This window comes from Bacteroides nordii (assembly GCF_019930665.1).
Classification (GTDB): domain Bacteria; phylum Bacteroidota; class Bacteroidia; order Bacteroidales; family Bacteroidaceae; genus Bacteroides; species Bacteroides nordii.
In genome coordinates this window covers 53,204-70,489 of record NZ_CP082886.1, presented here as the reverse complement: position 1 = coordinate 70,489, position 17,286 = coordinate 53,204, and the positions used below count along the sequence as shown (strand labels likewise).

18 protein-coding genes are annotated in these 17,286 nt (G+C 42.1%); 8 read left to right on the top strand and 10 right to left on the bottom strand.

What is annotated here, in order from left to right:
- Positions 1–8: 8 nt before the first annotated feature.
- On the bottom strand, positions 9–944 hold the full coding sequence (locus K8P02_RS00230) for a hypothetical protein (protein WP_025867538.1): 936 nt from the start codon (positions 942–944) through the stop codon (positions 9–11).
- Positions 925–1,887, bottom strand: a complete 963-nt coding sequence (locus K8P02_RS00225; RefSeq protein ID WP_025867537.1) for a stage II sporulation protein M — start codon at positions 1,885–1,887, stop codon at positions 925–927. Before K8P02_RS00225 ends, K8P02_RS00230 begins: the two co-directional genes overlap by 20 nt.
- Positions 1,888–1,987: 100 nt before the next feature.
- Here K8P02_RS00225 and K8P02_RS00220 point away from each other — a divergent pair, with 100 nt between their 5' ends.
- Positions 1,988–2,719, top strand: a complete 732-nt coding sequence (locus K8P02_RS00220; RefSeq protein WP_025867536.1) for an RDD family protein — start codon at positions 1,988–1,990, stop codon at positions 2,717–2,719.
- 172 nt (positions 2,720–2,891) lie between these two features.
- On the opposite strand, the gene K8P02_RS00215 is transcribed toward K8P02_RS00220, so the two are convergent.
- The 3 genes from K8P02_RS00215 to dnaE form a co-directional block, all read right to left on the bottom strand.
- Positions 2,892–3,227 carry a hypothetical protein gene (locus tag K8P02_RS00215; protein WP_002559241.1) on the bottom strand — a complete coding sequence of 112 codons (336 nt, stop codon included), beginning with the start codon at positions 3,225–3,227 and terminating at the stop codon, positions 2,892–2,894.
- 25 nt (positions 3,228–3,252) lie between these two features.
- Positions 3,253–3,567, bottom strand: a complete 315-nt coding sequence (trxA, locus tag K8P02_RS00210; RefSeq protein ID WP_007484014.1) for a thioredoxin — start codon at positions 3,565–3,567, stop codon at positions 3,253–3,255.
- A 72-nt stretch (positions 3,568–3,639) separates the two neighbouring features.
- The gene (dnaE, locus tag K8P02_RS00205) at positions 3,640–7,434 is read right to left on the bottom strand and encodes a DNA polymerase III subunit alpha (protein ID WP_025867535.1); all 3,795 of its coding nucleotides are present in this window, start codon (positions 7,432–7,434) and stop codon (positions 3,640–3,642) included.
- Between the two features lie 163 nt (positions 7,435–7,597).
- On the opposite strand from dnaE, the gene K8P02_RS00200 reads away from it, so the two are divergent.
- The 3 genes from K8P02_RS00200 to K8P02_RS00190 all read left to right on the top strand — a co-directional run bounded on the left by K8P02_RS00200 (position 7,598) and on the right by K8P02_RS00190 (position 9,351).
- Positions 7,598–8,284, top strand: a complete 687-nt coding sequence (locus tag K8P02_RS00200) for a phosphatidylserine decarboxylase family protein (protein ID WP_025867534.1) — start codon at positions 7,598–7,600, stop codon at positions 8,282–8,284.
- A gap of 12 nt (positions 8,285–8,296) precedes the next feature.
- The gene (gene pssA, locus K8P02_RS00195) at positions 8,297–9,004 is read left to right on the top strand and encodes a CDP-diacylglycerol--serine O-phosphatidyltransferase (RefSeq protein WP_025867533.1); all 708 of its coding nucleotides are present in this window, start codon (positions 8,297–8,299) and stop codon (positions 9,002–9,004) included.
- A 62-nt stretch (positions 9,005–9,066) separates the two neighbouring features.
- Complete coding sequence (locus K8P02_RS00190; RefSeq protein WP_025867532.1) at positions 9,067–9,351, top strand: DUF4834 family protein; 285 nt, start codon at positions 9,067–9,069, stop codon at positions 9,349–9,351.
- A 37-nt stretch (positions 9,352–9,388) separates the two neighbouring features.
- On the opposite strand, the gene K8P02_RS00185 is transcribed toward K8P02_RS00190, so the two are convergent.
- Complete coding sequence (locus tag K8P02_RS00185; RefSeq protein ID WP_002559235.1) at positions 9,389–9,826, bottom strand: nucleoside deaminase; 438 nt, start codon at positions 9,824–9,826, stop codon at positions 9,389–9,391.
- Between the two features lie 6 nt (positions 9,827–9,832).
- A complete protein-coding gene (locus K8P02_RS00180) occupies positions 9,833–10,066 on the bottom strand; it encodes a hypothetical protein (RefSeq protein WP_025867531.1) in 234 nt (77 codons plus the stop codon).
- Between the two features lie 98 nt (positions 10,067–10,164).
- On the opposite strand from K8P02_RS00180, the gene K8P02_RS00175 reads away from it, so the two are divergent.
- The 3 genes from K8P02_RS00175 to K8P02_RS00165 are packed head-to-tail and all read left to right on the top strand — an operon-like array spanning position 10,165 to position 11,639.
- Entirely contained in the window at positions 10,165–10,530 is a 366-nt protein-coding gene (locus K8P02_RS00175) for a YraN family protein (RefSeq protein WP_025867530.1), read from the top strand.
- A gap of 4 nt (positions 10,531–10,534) precedes the next feature.
- Positions 10,535–10,891 (top strand): MmcQ/YjbR family DNA-binding protein, encoded by a 357-nt coding sequence (locus K8P02_RS00170; RefSeq protein ID WP_025867529.1) that lies wholly within the window; start codon positions 10,535–10,537, stop codon positions 10,889–10,891.
- Entirely contained in the window at positions 10,875–11,639 is a 765-nt protein-coding gene (locus K8P02_RS00165; RefSeq protein WP_025867528.1) for a biotin--[acetyl-CoA-carboxylase] ligase, read from the top strand. Before K8P02_RS00170 ends, K8P02_RS00165 begins: the two co-directional genes overlap by 17 nt.
- A gap of 35 nt (positions 11,640–11,674) precedes the next feature.
- Here the strand turns inward: K8P02_RS00165 and K8P02_RS00160 are convergent, their stop codons facing one another.
- A complete protein-coding gene (locus K8P02_RS00160) occupies positions 11,675–12,355 on the bottom strand; it encodes a tetratricopeptide repeat protein (protein ID WP_007484007.1) in 681 nt (226 codons plus the stop codon).
- Between the two features lie 138 nt (positions 12,356–12,493).
- Here K8P02_RS00160 and K8P02_RS00155 point away from each other — a divergent pair, with 138 nt between their 5' ends.
- A complete protein-coding gene (locus K8P02_RS00155; protein WP_223381837.1) occupies positions 12,494–13,822 on the top strand; it encodes an MATE family efflux transporter in 1,329 nt (442 codons plus the stop codon).
- Positions 13,823–13,842: 20 nt separating this feature from the next.
- On the opposite strand, the gene K8P02_RS00150 is transcribed toward K8P02_RS00155, so the two are convergent.
- Positions 13,843–15,696, bottom strand: a complete 1,854-nt coding sequence (locus tag K8P02_RS00150) for a T9SS type A sorting domain-containing protein (protein ID WP_007484003.1) — start codon at positions 15,694–15,696, stop codon at positions 13,843–13,845.
- A gap of 318 nt (positions 15,697–16,014) precedes the next feature.
- Entirely contained in the window at positions 16,015–17,166 is a 1,152-nt protein-coding gene (locus K8P02_RS00145; protein ID WP_007482973.1) for an ISAs1 family transposase, read from the bottom strand.
- Positions 17,167–17,286: the final 120 nt, after the last annotated feature.

Here is a 17,286-nt window from a genome sequence, read left to right as displayed (position 1 = left end):
AAAGAAAATCAGAGCTTGTCGAAGTTATCAATATCCTCTTCTACAGAAACACTATCCACCACTTCCGAAGCATGGCCATACTGATAGGCCAGACCAATAAGTGAGAAGATCATTGACAAATAGGTACCGAAGGTCTGCAAAATACCCAACAGATAAAGGAAAAAGCTATAGAGTGGAGATACAGTAACGACATTGCCCCCTTCACTCATGGCAAAGAAATATTTCACGATCGTAGCCACATACCAGGGTAACATAGTAATACCTTGCAGAATACTGGCAATGAAACTCATAATCAACATGATGAGAAAGACTCCTCCCCAAGTGGCAAACCCTAAACGAAACGTCTTTTGGAAAGCTGTTACGATACTCACGTTTTCAAACAGATAGATCGCAGCAAACAGTCCCATGGGAATACCACAAGCTACCAACAAAGGGATCGTGATGATCAAAGTAAATGGAGTCAATACAACCAGCCCTATTATTATTGCCAAAGTAACAAGGTACAACATGAAAAAGAATAAAGTCAGCTTCAGCATCCTGCCCATATTCTTCATCAGTAAAGGACGCAAGGCAGAAAGAGTAATACCTTCGAGGCGTTCTTCGCGCTCATTGTAAGTCCTCATCAATGTATAAACCAGTGCGGTAAGCAGAATCACACCAATCATATAACAAAGAATGGTTACTCCGTAATTTACCCAAAACATAGCCCCGAATATAGCTAACGGATTACTGCTACCAGCCTGTATGTTAGAGGAAAGGCTCATGGTACTGCCCATCAGGCTATTCAAACTCAACGCCTGCACAAGGCATAAAGGCAATAGAAGGTAAGTTGTAAACTTAAACAAAGGCTTCCAGTTCTCCTTTATAAAATCGAACGAGGCGTTCATCTTCTCTCCAAAGGTACGCTTCGCATACAATACAATTCTAGCTTTCTGTGATTCCATATGACTTTCTGTTTGGTAAATAAATATAATAGAATATGATAAATGCAAGTGAAAGAAGAATAATACCTAACCTCAACACTGTAGGGAACTCGGTATGACGGGTGAGAAACCCTTCGATAAACCCCGCCATAATAAACACAGGAACTGTACCTATTACTATTTTCAATCCCCGCTTCGCTCCACGGCGGAAAGACTCTGCACGGGAGTAAGTCCCCGGAAAAAGCCAGCCATTTCCCAAAGCCAACCCGGCAGCCCCCGCCACGATAATAGCCCATATTTCAAGCGTTCCATGCAACCAGATTGCGAGCATGGATTCGGCCAACAACCCTTCTCCGTAAAAGAAAGTCTGAAAAGCTCCCAACATGATTCCATTGGAAAGAAGCATGTATCCGGTACCGAAACTTGTGAGCAAACCCATAGCAAAGCAGTTGAAAGACACCATGATATTGTTCAGCGTAATACCCAGAAACATCGGCATCTCTTCCGAACCGTTATATACTGCCATCGGCTGACCGTTGGCAATGTTTTCAAGTGTCATATCTACATAGCCATTGCCCAGTATCAGCCGTACAAAGTCCGGATCATTCCAGGCAGAGATAATACCGATAACCACACTGGCAGCAAAGATAAGAAAAGACACCAACAGCTCCTTACGGGCATCGTGCATAGTCTGAGGCACTTCGCGCGTCCAGAAAGTAATGATACGTGTCCACTTCTCCCGTTTATTACGGTAGATCACATTGTGGAGGGCCGAAGCCAGATTATTAAGATAAATCGTGATACGCGAAGAAGGATAATGTGTCTGGGCAAAAGCCAGATCGGCAGTCAGTTCCGTATATGCGTCGGCAAGCCGGTCCGGATTAAGCTTGTCAGCTTTCTCCACAACCTTCTCTGTCTCTTTCCATTTTTCAATGTTCCGGCGGATAAACGTAACTTCTTTCATTGTTTAGGGGAGTCCGGATAGAAGTTTTGTCCGAATCCGAAGCAAAAGTAAGAGAAATATGATATATTTGCAACGGAATCACAAAAATGTTTAAAAAGAAATGGCAGAATCCACCATTATTACAGGACAGTTCGTACGCATCAGCCAAACGCCTGCGAGTCTTGGCGAGCGTATGCTTGCTCTGCTGATCGATTATACCTTCTTATTTATATATGCAGTAGGGCTTAGTCTCACGTTAGCTTACCTCAATGTACATGCCTTTTCCGGTTTCTCCGTTTTCTTCTTTTTCCTGATTATCTATGCGCCGATTCTTACTTATTCGCTCCTTTGTGAAATATTCAATCGTGGACAGAGTTTAGGAAAACGGCTTCTCAATATACGGGTAGTCAAGGCGGATGGATCAACACCAAGTCTTAGCTCTTATTTACTCCGGTGGTTATTATTCCCCATAGACTTACCGATTACAGGAGGTTTAGGGGTCATTTTCATTCTGCTCACCAAGAATCACCAACGTCTGGGCGACCTTGCCGCCGGCACTATGGTAATAAAAGAAAAGAACTACCGGAAAATACAAGTCAGCCTTGACGAATATGATTATCTGACCAAAGGTTATCACCCGGTGTATGTATCAGCAGCCGACTTATCTCTGGAACAGGTCAATGTAATAACCAAAACACTGGCATCGGGCAAAAAAGACCGCCCGCGTCGTGTCAGGTTATTGGCAGAGAAAGTTCGTTCCTTGCTATCCATTAAGCAAACGGAAGGGAACGACGAGAAATTCCTGCAAACATTATTGAGAGACTACCAGTATTATGCACTGGAAGAAATATAACTCCACAAGTAAACTCAGCCATCATAAAAACGCAGATTAACGCAAATATATCGCAAAGATCAAGTTCTGATCTGCGATAATTTGCGTTAATCTGCGTTTCCTTCTAAAGTTATCTGTTAATAGCTTTATCAGAACTTTAACGGGGTTTCACTGTAGAAAATCCGGAGACGAATTACTCCACTTGTCCCAGAGAGTTTCCATATTCCATTTCTCCCTGAACTACAAACAGCATTTCTTCAGGATCAAATTCACCCATTTCATCCTTTTTAGCCTCCTTCACGATGTAGTCCACCACCTTTTCCAAATCAATGTCAATAAAGCCATCTTCATCGGGTTGTGCATCCAGAATACCACTTTCTGAGTAATATTCATCAATCAGGTCAAGAAAATAGTAAAGCTCATCATCCGAGAACTTTTCCTTCAATTCCTGAGGCAAATAATTTTTGATGAACTCGATGGTCTTTTCATCATCGGCATCAGCGAGTAAAAAATCGTCTTCCAGTCCCATAATCTTAATTTGTTAAGTTGAAAGCTTATAATAAGTTCTTCACTTTCTCTACAAAAACAGGTTTGCCCACAGCACCTACCTGCTTATCCACAATCTCTCCGTTCTTAAAGAAAAGAACAGTAGGAATATTGCGAATACCATATTCTGCGGCCATGTCACTATTTTCATCGACATCACATTTGCCGATAATGACCTGTCCTTCAAACTCTGTTGCCAATTCGTCGATGATAGGACCTACCATCTTACAAGGACCACACCAGGGGGCCCAAAAGTCAACAACAACCGGTTTCCCTTCTGCAAGAATTTCCTTATAGTTGCTGTCAGTAATTGCTAAAGCCATAATTTTAAAAGTTAATAGTTAGAAATTGGTAGCCGGAAGGTTATAGCCTCCAATGCTACGGTGCAAATATACTTAATTTATCCGAAACTCAAGTTCGGGTCGTTCTTTTAAATAAGAGATTAATTCTTTCCCTACAGATAGTTTTACCGGACGGGATATCAAATCAACATGCATCTTTTCATCCCTGTCCGTCACTTTAAAATAGAGCTCGGTATTCCCGGGATGGTCTTTTGTCAATGAAGACAATTCGGCAACCATGGCCGAATTCAAGACAGACAACGGTACAAGGATTGTTATCTTTTCAACCAGTTTCTCCTTCACATCAGGAAGCAATTCCATGGAAGTGATTTTGATATCCAATTCTTCGGGACGCCATTGTTTGGGTTGGCAACGGGCTTTAATGAACAAGAAAGTTCCCTCTCCCAGATAGCCTTGGAAAGTAACCCAGTCGTTACCAAAAAACGGTAACTCTGCCGAACCGGAGTAATCTTCTATCTTGGCAATACCATATGGATTACCATTCTTACTGATCCCCCGACGCACACTGGTCACTATTCCTCCCATTGTTATCTCCCGGCCGACGAGCGCAGACTTGTCTTCAAGCTCAGCCATACGCGTATTGCAGACATGGTCAAGTACGATAGTATATTCATCCAACGGATGTGCAGAAAGATAAATTCCTACCAAATCTCTTTCTCTATTCAGTCGCTCCAGATCTCCCCAACGTTCGGCAGGAAGAATCTCAGGAGTAGCGATATCAATCACATTTTCTCCACCAAACAATGAATTCACCGCGGCAGCTTTATCTGCCTGATAACGGTTACCGTAGCGCATCAGCGTTTCAAGGAACACTTCTCCTTTCGAATTTACAGCAAAGAACTGTTCACGTTTCAGTTCAGGGAAACTATCAAAACCACCCGAAAGTGCCAGGCATTCCATATTCTTCTTATTGCAAGCATTCAGATTGACACGCTGCACAAAATCGAAAATCCCCTTAAACGGGCCATTCGCCCGACGCTCTTCCACTATACTTTGTACTGCAGACTCCCCTACTCCTTTCACAGCTCCCAATCCAAAGCGAATATCACCATGCCTGTTTACCGTAAATTTAAGGTTACTTTCATTTACATCCGGACCAAGTACCTGTATTCCCATCGCCTTACACTCATCCATCAGCTTTGTGATATCAGTAATGTTAGACAAACTTCGACTCATAACGGCAGCCATATATTCCGAAGGATAGTTCGCTTTCAGATAAGCTGTCTGATACGCCACCCATGAGTAACAAGTAGCATGCGATTTATTAAACGCATACGAAGCAAACTTTTCCCAGTCGGTCCAAATCTTCTCAAGGACTTTCGGGTCATGTCCGTTTTTCCGTCCGCCTTCAATGAACTTCGGTTTCATATGATCCAGCTTATCACGTAACTTTTTACCCATCGCTTTACGCAAGGCATCGGATTCACCGCGGGTAAAGTCGGCCAGCAAACGAGACAAGAGCATCACCTGTTCCTGATACACAGTAATACCATAAGTATCCTTCAGGTATTTCTCCATCACAGGAATGTCATACTCAATCGGTTTACGTCCGTGTTTACGATCAATAAAATCAGGAATATAATCCATAGGACCCGGACGATAAAGAGCATTCATGGCAATCAGGTCCTCAAAAGTAGAAGGCTGCAGCTCACGCAGATATTTCTGCATACCCGCAGATTCAAACTGGAACGTACCGATGGTTCGTCCGTCACTATATAATTTATAAGTAGCAGGATCCTCTATAGAAATCGTATCAATATCCAGTTCAATATTCTTACTTAAACGGATATTCTCAACAGCTTCCTTAATGATAGACAAAGTCTTCAAGCCCAGGAAGTCCATCTTAATCAATCCGGTATCTTCAATCACCGAACCTTCATACTGGGTTACGAGCATCTTCTCGCCCGTTTCCTTATCATCCGCGGTGCTTACCGGTACCCAATCGGTGATATCATCACGACAGATGATCGTACCACAAGCATGTACTCCCGTACCGCGCACGTTACCCTCCAGCATTAAGGCATACTTCAAGGTATCACGCACCAACGGATCAGGCGACGCCTCGGCTGCTTGCAGTTCGGGTACATAATCGATGGCATTGCGCAAGTTTAATTTCTTTTCAGGGATTTTATCGGGAACGAGCTTTGCCAGACGGTCCGATTCGGACAAAGGAAGTTTCTGTACGCGCGCTACATCTTTAATAGCCAACTTTGTGGCCATCGTACCGTATGTAATGATATGTGCCACCTTCTCATGCCCATACTTTTCTGTTACCCAACGAAGTACTTCTCCACGACCGTCATCATCAAAGTCAATATCAATATCCGGCAGTGAAATACGATCCGGATTCAGAAAACGCTCAAACAGCAAGTCATACCGGATCGGGTCAATCTTCGTTATCTGCAAACAATATGCTACAGCCGAACCGGCAGCCGATCCACGTCCCGGACCAATAGAAACTCCCATATTACGTCCCGCTGCAATAAAGTCCTGTACAATCAGGAAGTAACCCGGAAAACCCATCGTCTTCATAATATGTAACTCAAACACGAGCCGCTCTTTTATCTCCGGACTTAACGGTTCTCCATAGAATTTCTTTGCTCCGTCAAATGTTAGCTTCTTCAGATAATCCGCTTCCAGTTTGATACGATATAATTTGTCGTATCCCCCCAATCGCTTTATTTTATCCAGTGCTGCGTCTTCACTCAGCACTACATTTCCATTTTCGTCCTGCGTAAATTCATCGAAAAGATCTTTCTCTGTATATTTCTGCCGATATCCTTCTTCTGTTCCGAACTCTTCGGGAATGGCAAAAGTCGGCATAATAGGAGGATGATCTATTGAATAATACTCTACTTTATCAAGAATCTCAAGCGTATTACTCAAAGCCTCAGGCACATCGGCAAAGAGCTCATTCATCTCTTCACGCGTTTTCATCCACTCTTGCTTGGTATAAAGCATACGCTTCGGATCATCCAGATCTTTACCCGTACTCAAACAAATAAGACGGTCATGTGCCTCTGCATGTGCTTCCTCCACAAAGTGAACATCGTTAGAGCAGATCAGCTTCACATTATATTTTTTAGAATATTCGATGAGATGACTGTTTACATTCACCTGCAATGGATACGCTTCATGATTGGCGCGAGGGACAGTAGCCTTATGGCGTTGAAGCTCCAGATAATAATCTTCTCCAAAAAGGTTCTTGTACCATTGGATGGCTTCCTCAGCTTCATCCAACAGACCTTGTGTTATCTTTTTAGGCACCTCCCCACCCAAACAGGCCGAACAGACAATCAAACCTTCGTGATATTTCTCCAACTCATTCCGGTCGGTACGTGGACGCATATAATATCCGTCAGTCCATGCATGCGATACCAACTTAATAAGGTTATGATAGCCCTTTTCATTCTTTGCCAATACTATCAGGTGGTAACCACTCTGATCCGGCTTTCCCTCTTTTTTATCCATCGTGCGACGGGCCACATACATCTCACAACCAATGATGGGCTTAAACAGTTTGGCCTCAGCTTCAGCTATTTTAGCTTTACAGATCGCTATTTCGGCCTCCTTGTCTTCACATTCCACTTTACCGGATTCAATAGCGGAAATACGTTTTTTCTGATCCTTTATCTCCCCCTTCGGTCCACCATTTTTCTTATTGACATAATTAGTAAACTCCTTGATACCGAACATATTTCCATGATCGGTTACGGCAATTCCCTTCATCCCATTTTTCATGGCTTTATCTACCAAAGCACTAACGCTGGCCTGACCATCTAATAGAGAATATTGGGTATGAACATGTAAGTGAACGAAATCCTGCATAATGAATAGGTTGATGATTTTGAGCCATAAAATTACAATCTCTGGGGTTACTAACAAAAATAATGCCCAAAAAGTTATCAACATTTGTATTTCTATGCTCATTTACTTGCTGGATTTTTAAATTAACTATATTTTTGCAGACAATTATCATTAAACAGCGCACATGGGCAGACTAAAGAAATTAAAAAAAATACGTATTCACCGTGAAGGTACTCATATTCTGTGGGGAGGCATCATCTTTCTGCTGCTAATCAATGCGGCCCTTTATTGGGGAATAGACTGTAAAATACCATTCTATCTGGTAGCTCTGGCTAGTATCATTGTCTACGGATTGATGGTAAACTTCTTCCGTTGTCCGAAGCGTCTTTTCGGAGGAGAAACCGAGAAGATCGTCGTTGCGCCGGCGGATGGAAAAATTGTGGTAATTGAAGAAGTAGACGAACACGAATACTTCCATGACCGCCGCCTCATGATATCTATCTTCATGAGTGTATTGAATGTGCATGCCAATTGGTATCCGGTAGACGGAACCGTAAAGAAGGTAGCCCATCACAATGGTAAGTTTATGAAAGCCTGGTTACCTAAAGCCAGCACAGAGAATGAACGTTCGACGGTAGTTATTGAAACTCCCGAAGGAGTGGAAATCATGGCACGTCAAATTGCCGGTGCATTAGCCCGCCGCATCGTTACTTACGCAGAAGTAGGTGAAGAATGTTATATTGACGAACATATGGGATTTATTAAATTTGGTTCCCGTGTAGACGTATATCTCCCATTGGGTACGGAAGTCTGTGTTACCATGGGACAATTAACCACCGGTAACCAGACGGTTATCGCCAAACTGAAATAAAAAACTGTCACAATGGCAAATGCCCTAAAGAACTATATCCCCAATGCAGTAACCTGCCTGAATCTTTTTTCCGGTTGTATTGCTTCTGTCATGGCTTTCGAAGCACGATATGACTTAGCTCTTACCTTTATTATATTAAGTGCTGTTTTCGATTTCTTTGATGGCATGTTGGCACGTACTCTCAACGCACACTCTCCTATCGGAAAAGACCTTGATTCATTGGCCGATGATATTAGTTTTGGTGTGGCACCCTCATTCGTTATCTTTTCATTATTAAAAGAAATGCACTATCCGGCAAACATCGAAGTGATTGCCCCCTATCTGCCATATGCAGCTTTTCTTATCTCTGTTTTTTCGGGGTTACGGTTAGCTAAATTCAATAACGATACGCGCCAGACCAGTTCTTTTATCGGCTTGCCAGTTCCGGCTAATGCATTATTCTGGGGTGCTTTAATCTATGGCGCCCATGACTTTCTTGTATCCGAAAGTTGCCATCCTGTATATATCCTGCTATTAGTCATGCTCTTTTCATGGTTATTGGTATCAGAGATTCCCATGTTCTCTCTCAAATTCAAGAGCTTATCCTGGAAAGACAATAAAATTAGTTTTATCTTTTTAATCGTATGTATTCCCTTATTGATCTTCTTAGGTGTTAGTGGATTTGCGGCTATCATCTTGTGGTATATCATACTTTCACTTTTTACAAGAAAAAATAGATAAACATTCCTTTTGGCACGTTTGTTGTACTATCAGTTTCAAACAACGTATAAAACTAATAGCTCATGTTTAATCTTCTTGGATTCTTTTTTATTCTAATAATAGCCATCCTTGTTATTGGCGTTTCAATTGTAGGAAGTATCTTGCGGGCTCTCTTCGGCTTCGGACGTCGCTCTACATCTAACACACGTACTTATACCACTACGAACGAAAGACAGCAACAACAGAACTCCCAAAGAAGAGAACAAGAGGAGGAAAGCGTGACAGAAGATGATTTTCAGCCTCGGAGACACAAAAAGATATTCGCTAAAGATGAGGGGGAATACGTTGATTTCGAAGAAATAAAATAGGAAACAAGGGGAGTTATAACCTTATAACCCTATAACATTATCCCCTTTTTGCCGCAAAGAACTCTTTCATCAAAGCAGCACATTCATCGGCCAATACACCTTTTACCACTATTGTTTTGGGATGCAATGCCTGTGCGGCATACTTCTGATAACCACGTTTCTCATCTTCTGCTCCGAAAACAAGTTTTCCTGTTTGTGCCCAGGCAATGGCTCCGGCACACATCACACATGGTTCCACTGTGACATATAGCGTACATTCATTCAGATATTTACCACCAAGAACATTGGCAGCAGCAGTGATCGCCTGCATTTCGGCATGGGCAGTTACATCATTCAGGGTTTCAGTGAGGTTATGAGCGCGACCAATAATCCGCTCTTTACAAACAACCACAGCCCCCACAGGCACTTCCCCTCTGTCGGCAGCCTTTTGCGCCTCTATGAGCGCTTGTTTCATAAAATAAGTATCGTCCAGCATAGGATTTCAGCGCCTCATATCGTGTTCACCAAAAAGAGTAGGATAATCCTCTTCCATATTTTTATGGATGAACATGAGAATTGTCTCACGAAGCCAACGTGATTTGTTCGTTATCTTATATTTCTCTAAATAACGATCTACAATCAACTGTTCATCTTCGCTTAGTAAAATGCTCATTCGTCGCTCACGCTTAGTGAGTTCAACATGCATCTTAAAGCCTTTTTTAGCTCTCTTTCCCATATTCTCTGCAAATTTACTTTTACTTCTGTAAAAACAAAGAATAAAAAGAGTATTTTTGCATATTAACTGCCAATTTATGAATTCTAACTACTAAATCTATGGCTTCACACAATGAATTAGGAAAAGCCGGTGAAGATGCCGCTGTAGCCTATCTGGAAAAGAATGAGTATGTCATTCGTCATCGGAACTGGCGGAAAGGACATCTTGAACTTGACATTGTGGCAGCCAAAGACAATGAACTTATAGTAGTGGAAGTTAAAACCCGTAGTGATACAACTGTCATGCAACCGGAAGATGCCGTTACTGTGCAGAAAATCAGGCATACTGTAAAAGCGGCAGATACCTATATCAGGACTTTTCAGCTTGATGTACCCGTGCGTTTCGATATTATCACAGCGGTAGGCAAAGCAGGAAATTTTAAAATAGAACATATAAAAGAGGCGTTTTATCCGCCTCTATTTTGAGCGTATGAATGTAGAAAAAGCAAGAGAGTATTGCCTGAGCAAAAAAGGAGTAACAGAATGTTTTCCTTTTGATGACGTATCACTCGTTATGAAGGTGATGGATAAAATGTTTGCCCTGATCGATCTGGAGGGAGCTAATAGTATTTCTCTAAAGTGTGATCCGGAATATGCAATCGAGCTTCGTGAGCGCTATTCTGCTGTCAACGGGGCTTATCATTTCAATAAGAAATACTGGAACAGTGTCTGCTTTGATCAGGATGCAGACGATCGTCTGATAGAACATCTGATAGACCATTCCTACGAAGAGGTTTTAAAAAAGTTCACTAAAAAACTGCGTGCCGAATATGATGCACTTCCCTGAATCGTTTCCCGTTTCTCTGGTTTATCTGAAAGAGACAGAGTCAACTAATAAATACTTGAATGATCTTTGCAACAAGCAATGTGTCGGAGAACTGACAACTGTTACTACGGATTTTCAAACCTCGGGTAGAGGACAACGTGGGAATAGCTGGGAATCCGAGAGGGAACAAAACCTGATGTTCAGCTTTGTCCTCTATCCTACCTTCCTGAAAGCCCGCAAACAATTCCTGCTCTCCCAAATTATCTCTTTGGCCATCAAAGAAGAACTGGACATACATGTTTCTGATGTTTCTATCAAATGGCCGAACGATATTTATTGGAAAGACAAGAAAATTTGCGGCATGCTTATCGAGAATGATCTGACAGGAACTCATATCAGCCGGAGCATTGCGGGTATCGGAGTCAATATCAACCAAGAAACATTCACCAGTCCGGCTCCCAACCCGGTATCCTTAAAACAAATCACAGGACAATCTTACAGCCCCGAACAGATATTAGCTTCTATCATGAGACGGATAAAAGACTACTATGCGTTACTACAAACAGAAAACGAAAGTGTAAACACTCTCATAGCCGACCGATATGCCGGATCTCTTTTCCGTAAAGATGGATTTCACCGATACACCGATGCCAATGGAAAGTTTCTGGCCCGCCTGCTGCGTGTAGAACCGGACGGACGGCTTATTCTTGAAGATCAGATCGGAACGGAACGAACCTATCTATTCAAAGAGGTACAATATGACATATAATAAGCCGCTAACAAGAACCTCTCTGCCCGCTCCGCTTACTTCATTTCGACCTCCAGCTTCCTTATTTTCTCCAGCGTTTTCATCACCTCTGTTGATGGAAACTGGCGGACTACGTTCTGCAGATATTCTTTCGCTTTACCATATCTTTCAGTCATAAGCCGGCTCAACCCATCCTTATAACGAGCATACTGCATACGGGTGGGAGAATTGATCTTCTTATAATCACGCATCAATTGTTGCTTTTCCTGTTCAGCTTTCAGATAATAATAATTACCGACAAAGATATTAGCATCCAGATTATTTGCATCCAGTGAGAGCACCTTCTGATAGGTCTGCAAAGCCTCTTCTTCTTTCCCTCTACACACTTCTGTCTCTGCACAAGTCAGAAGCCATTTCACATCATTAGGAAACTTTTGAAGAAGCTCTTTACAAAACAGATAAGCCTTATCGTAGTTTCGTGCATTTTTGTAATGAAGCGTCAGTTCCTGAGCCATTTTAGCACTGACATTGCTATTCTTGTCCACACTTGTCCAATAAAACATCTCAGACTTGTCAACATTGAGTTGAATAGCCTGACGGAACAAGCTGACAGCCTGTTCCCATTGCTCGGCAGCCATCGCTTCCGAAACCTTCTGCAACACATCTCCGGCAGCCTGTGCCGAAAGTGTAAGCGGGAAAGAAATCAAGAAAGTAAAAAGTAAAGTTAAGGCTCTCATTTCATTAATACTTATTTAGTTAAGGACTTTGCAAAGATAAGATTTTATTCTCATCTTTTCAGTACGAACCAATTAAATAGAGTTATTGTTCAGTTAAATTTCATGATATATATTTTTTAATCTAACTTTGTCCTCAGAATGAGCAAAAAGAGATCCATCAATAACGGAAATAAGCGTATCCTTGAGATTGCGATACCCTCTATCATTTCCAATATTACAGTCCCATTACTGGGATTGATCGACGTCACTATTGTGGGACATTTAGGAGCACCAGCTTACATCGGAGCCATTGCGGTAGGTGGCCTGTTGTTCAATATCATTTATTGGATTTTTGGGTTTCTGCGTATGGGTACAAGCGGAATGACCTCACAAGCTTACGGAAAACGCGATCTGGACGAGGTAACCCGTCTGCTATTACGTTCTGTTGGCGTAGGGTTATTCATCGCCTTTTGCCTGTTATTACTTCAATATCCTATCCAGAAAACGGCTTTTACTTTCATTAAGACCAGCCGGGAAGTACAAGAACTTGCCACTCTTTATTTTCATATCTGTATATGGGGAGCACCTGCCATGCTCGGACTTTATGGCTTCGCCGGATGGTTTATCGGCATGCAGAACTCCCGATTCCCGATGTATATCGCCATTACGCAAAACATAGTAAATATTGCAGCCAGCCTAAGCTTTGTTTACCTGCTGAAGATGAAAGTGGAAGGTGTTGCCCTTGGCACTCTCATTGCCCAATATGCCGGCTTTTTCATGGCGTTGCTGCTATGGATACATTATTATAAACCACTACGGAAACGTATCACTTTCAAAGGAATCTGGCAAAGGCAAGCCATGTCCCGTTTTTTCTCTGTAAACCGGGACATATTCTTTCGGACACTCTGCCTGGTGATTGTCACCCTGTATTTCACCTCGGCCGGAGCAGCACAAGGTGAAATTGTACTTGCAGTGAACACGCTTCTGATGCAGTTATTCACTCTCTTCTCTTATATTATGGATGGCTTCGCCTATGCCGGAGAAGCATTGGCCGGTAAATACATTGGTGCCCGTAACCGGATAGCACTACATCAAACCGTACGCCAATTATTCAATTGGGGTATAGGGCTTTCACTTGTCTTCACGCTACTCTATGCTATCGGGGGCAAGTCTTTTCTCGAACTACTGACCAATGAACCTGCAGTGATCGACGAAGCAGGCAACTATTTTTATTGGGTACTTGCCATCCCGCTGGCAGGTTTCTCCGCTTTCCTCTGGGATGGCATCTTTATCGGAGCCACAGCCACCCGGCAAATGCTTGCCTCGATGCTTGTGGCTTCCGTAAGTTTCTTCGTCACCTATTATGCTTTTCATGCCCAAATGGGAAATCATGCTTTATGGCTGGCCTTTCTGGTCTACCTTTTCCTCCGGGGAGTCATACAGGCATTTTTGTCGAAAAAGATTTTAAATACTATCCCGGATACTTAACCGGACATGCTCCGGAGGCTTTATTCGACGTAAACTTTCGTAGTATAATCCGCCCTACCTTTCGTCTGAACATTTACCACATAGACACCTGAAGCCAATAAATGACTCTTGACGGCATTCCCGGTAGTGACGGCAAATGACTGCAACTGCGTACCATTTACATTATATATATTCACGTGCCCCATGGTCTCTGACGAAATCACCACTCTTCCTTTTTCTACCGATACGCGTGGCTGCTGTCCATCGCTTTTTGCGATAGTTATCCCTGTAGCCTTCTTACGAGCTGCCAACTGTGCATCGTAAAGCGATTGCGGTTGCAACCCTTTCTTCTTTTGTCCTTCTATGTATCCGGTGGTATATACACTCGTATTACGGTATTTACGGATAGTTTTTGCCGTACAGCCAATCGCATAATTCTGTCCGGTAGGTACCTTATCCAGGTAAATCATGCCCTGTTGCACATCGCAATTCCAGAATACACTGTTGGTTCCTCCCCAACCATGTCCGCTACCCATATTATCACGTAGAAACATGCCTATTTTACCTGCATTATTTTTCACCGTACCTACTTCTTTCCAGTTATCAAACAAAATTCCCTGCGACCAGAGCCGGTGTCCTTCGGAAGATGCCAATGAAAGCTCCGAACGGAAATTCTGAACTACAATACCACTTACTGTGGCACAACCATTAGACAGGTAATGGTGGCGTCCGTTTCGCCCATAGCAGTTTTTGAGCAGTACTAGCTGGGAACGATGATACGTTTCAAAATTATAATAAGTCCCCCCGGTACACAATCCTGAAGGATCAATAGAATAGCAATCTTCTATCGTACTACGTGTAGTAGAAGTTATTTTAATTCCCGCATGGATAAATCCGGTCATTGATACCCCCTTTACCCAACTGTTTTCCAATGAACTCATATAAATACAGTTCTGGTCGGCATTTACTTTAGAAGTACTTGGAGTACGTTCAAAAGAGATATGCAGATTCTCTATCCCGATATTATGACGTATGGTTGCGGCATTATTTATCTTATAAATATATGCCTGAGAATAAGCTTTGTCAAGTGTATAAAACAAAGGTGCGTCCAGAGTGATCGTATTCCCTTCCACTTTCGTCACATAGCGGTGATAGGACATATCTACATCCTTTGCCTTCCATTTCATAGACGCATCCGTATTCCGGTTAGTGTTTCCACCGTACCATACTGCTTCCAGCCACGCTTCCGTAGTAGGATACTTCACACAAATAAGATCTCCTGCTTTGTAGAGACTTGCATCTGCCACACTAAAACTATAATCTCCCGGCATCACTTTCTCTGTAGTGACATTCGTATGGTTACTTCCCGAACCATTCCCCCAGTTATGCGCCGAGCTGTTTCCCATCAAAATTAACCGCTTTGCTTTCTCTTTGGCATTTCTTCCAAAAAGTACCGTAGAGTCTGTCGTTGCATAACAGTTACCTTCACCGCGCAAGATCACTCCGGGATAAGTCATATTAATCGTTCCGTCCACATTATATCGTCCCGCTTTAAGCAGCACTACCCCACGTATGCCATTTCCATCAGGCGTATAAGCCCCTACTTTATTGATAGCAGCCTGTATATGTGCCGTATTATCCGCCGAAGCATCCGGAAGGGGACTAATGGTCTCTGTCCGGTCAGGTAGATCAACCACGGGGATAGGTTCTCCGTTTTTATAACCCGCCTGACTGAAATCAGGCAAAACAAACCCGTCGGCATCCCGCACATAGGTAAGCGAACCATCATCGCTCATCTTCAATAGTTTTGATTGCCAGGAATCCTGAGCTTGAAGTACGCCTGTACACAATGTAAGGGCAATTCCTAAAGAAAGTAATTTCGTATTGTTTCTCATAATAATTAATATTTCGATTTCTGCAAAGAAAGGCAATATCTCCTATACCGCTTTGCAGCATTATTTCAAATGCTATTAAAATTATCTCAAAACTATCGGTGAGATTAATTAAATAATTTGCCGATATATACCAATACGCCAATGCCTTTCGACGATGCAACGTAACCAATTGGTATACCGACAGAGTAGTATATTGGCAAATCAGCCATCAATTTTGAGTAAAATGACCTCTGCCGTTACTATCTATTTCTTTCTCCGGTATTGATTAAGTTCCATCTCTTAGAGTAACGTATCGACCTCCGATACAGGGCCGACGCATTAAAATGCGCTGTCCTGTAAAAGTGTTGACAGGTATTTTTCATCCCATCCTGCTTTCAGCCTTTTGAGATTCATGCTTCCTTTTGTGACTTTATCATTCTTCAAAATGGTGAGCGCCATTTTTGTAACTGCCGAGAAATTTCTTGCTGCATTCTGCACTTTCTTGCTGTAGTCTTCCCTGAAGGTAACATCCAGTTGCCAATGCAGATTGTTTTCAATGGACCAATGCTGTCTAATGGCATTGGCTATTTCCTCCGGGTTAGTATTTTCAAGTGAAGTTATATAATACCTCGTTTCTTCAGTACGTTCCCCCGTTGCCAAAATTATCCTTTCGGATTTCATGCCCACTATTGACCTCAATCCCGCAAATTTGTCCTTAAACATCGGCTCCATGACCGGACCATAACTGACTACAGTACAGACTCTTGTTTCAAGCCTGCCATGTCCTGTACTTTCGCTGGTATGCCGGGTAACCCTATTGAGAATCACATTTCTGTTTTCATACCCATCAATTATTTTCTTGGCTAATTCATAACTGCTCTTTTGATTTTTCTTTAAAGCTATTATATAGTTTGAATTCCGTTCAATAATGGCTTTTGTTATTTCCAACTGACAGCCCATGGCATCAATAGTGACGATACAATCATCCAGATCCAAGGCATGGATTAGCAGAGGAACAGCTGTGATTTCATTACTTTTATCATCCACTTTTACCTGACCCAGAGAAATACCGTTAGCTGCGGACCATGCTGAAACCATCCAGAGCTTAAAGCCTTCTTTGCCGGTAGTATGTTCATCATTACATTTGCTAGGACCACGCATTAGTTTTCCATCGATGGCTACAACACCTTTAATCTCCTGACACACTTGTTTCACCCAATTGCGGAAAATCAACTCAAAATAGGATGGTTTTATAATGCTGAAGAAACGATTAAAAGTATCATGGCTGGGGATAACTTCTAAATCGGGTATTCTACTTTTAAAAAAATCGAATTTAGCATGGCCAAATTCTTCAATCTCATTCCAAGACTGAGCACCACAGATGACAGCAGCAATGGATACATATATGATCGTTTCCATTTTATGTAACTTTTTACGATCCATCCGAGGGTCCTCTATTTGCTTACAAATGTCAATTATACCTATTTTCATGTCAATTACTGTTTAATATTACCATGTAAATATACGAAATATAAACAAAACAATGCTAAATAATTAATATTCAATTAAATAACAACAAGAAAAGTACATATACAATAGTAAATTATTTAA

Coding starts and splice junctions, on each gene's coding strand:
- K8P02_RS00190 (WP_025867532.1), top strand. CDS start 9,067: ATGTTTAATCTTCTTGGATTCTTTTTTATTCTAATAATAGCCATCCTT.
- K8P02_RS00225 (WP_025867537.1), bottom strand. CDS start 1,887: ATGAAAGAAGTTACGTTTATCCGCCGGAACATTGAAAAATGGAAAGAG.
- K8P02_RS00145 (WP_007482973.1), bottom strand. CDS start 17,166: ATGAAAATAGGTATAATTGACATTTGTAAGCAAATAGAGGACCCTCGG.
- K8P02_RS00175 (WP_025867530.1), top strand. CDS start 10,165: ATGGCTTCACACAATGAATTAGGAAAAGCCGGTGAAGATGCCGCTGTA.
- K8P02_RS00230 (WP_025867538.1), bottom strand. CDS start 944: ATGGAATCACAGAAAGCTAGAATTGTATTGTATGCGAAGCGTACCTTT.
- K8P02_RS00220 (WP_025867536.1), top strand. CDS start 1,988: ATGGCAGAATCCACCATTATTACAGGACAGTTCGTACGCATCAGCCAA.
- K8P02_RS00150 (WP_007484003.1), bottom strand. CDS start 15,696: ATGAGAAACAATACGAAATTACTTTCTTTAGGAATTGCCCTTACATTG.
- K8P02_RS00180 (WP_025867531.1), bottom strand. CDS start 10,066: ATGGGAAAGAGAGCTAAAAAAGGCTTTAAGATGCATGTTGAACTCACT.
- K8P02_RS00165 (WP_025867528.1), top strand. CDS start 10,875: ATGATGCACTTCCCTGAATCGTTTCCCGTTTCTCTGGTTTATCTGAAA.
- K8P02_RS00155 (WP_223381837.1), top strand. CDS start 12,494: ATGAGCAAAAAGAGATCCATCAATAACGGAAATAAGCGTATCCTTGAG.
- K8P02_RS00170 (WP_025867529.1), top strand. CDS start 10,535: ATGAATGTAGAAAAAGCAAGAGAGTATTGCCTGAGCAAAAAAGGAGTA.
- K8P02_RS00185 (WP_002559235.1), bottom strand. CDS start 9,826: ATGCTGGACGATACTTATTTTATGAAACAAGCGCTCATAGAGGCGCAA.
- dnaE (WP_025867535.1), bottom strand. CDS start 7,434: ATGCAGGATTTCGTTCACTTACATGTTCATACCCAATATTCTCTATTA.
- trxA (WP_007484014.1), bottom strand. CDS start 3,567: ATGGCTTTAGCAATTACTGACAGCAACTATAAGGAAATTCTTGCAGAA.
- K8P02_RS00160 (WP_007484007.1), bottom strand. CDS start 12,355: ATGAGAGCCTTAACTTTACTTTTTACTTTCTTGATTTCTTTCCCGCTT.
- K8P02_RS00200 (WP_025867534.1), top strand. CDS start 7,598: ATGGGCAGACTAAAGAAATTAAAAAAAATACGTATTCACCGTGAAGGT.
- pssA (WP_025867533.1), top strand. CDS start 8,297: ATGGCAAATGCCCTAAAGAACTATATCCCCAATGCAGTAACCTGCCTG.
- K8P02_RS00215 (WP_002559241.1), bottom strand. CDS start 3,227: ATGGGACTGGAAGACGATTTTTTACTCGCTGATGCCGATGATGAAAAG.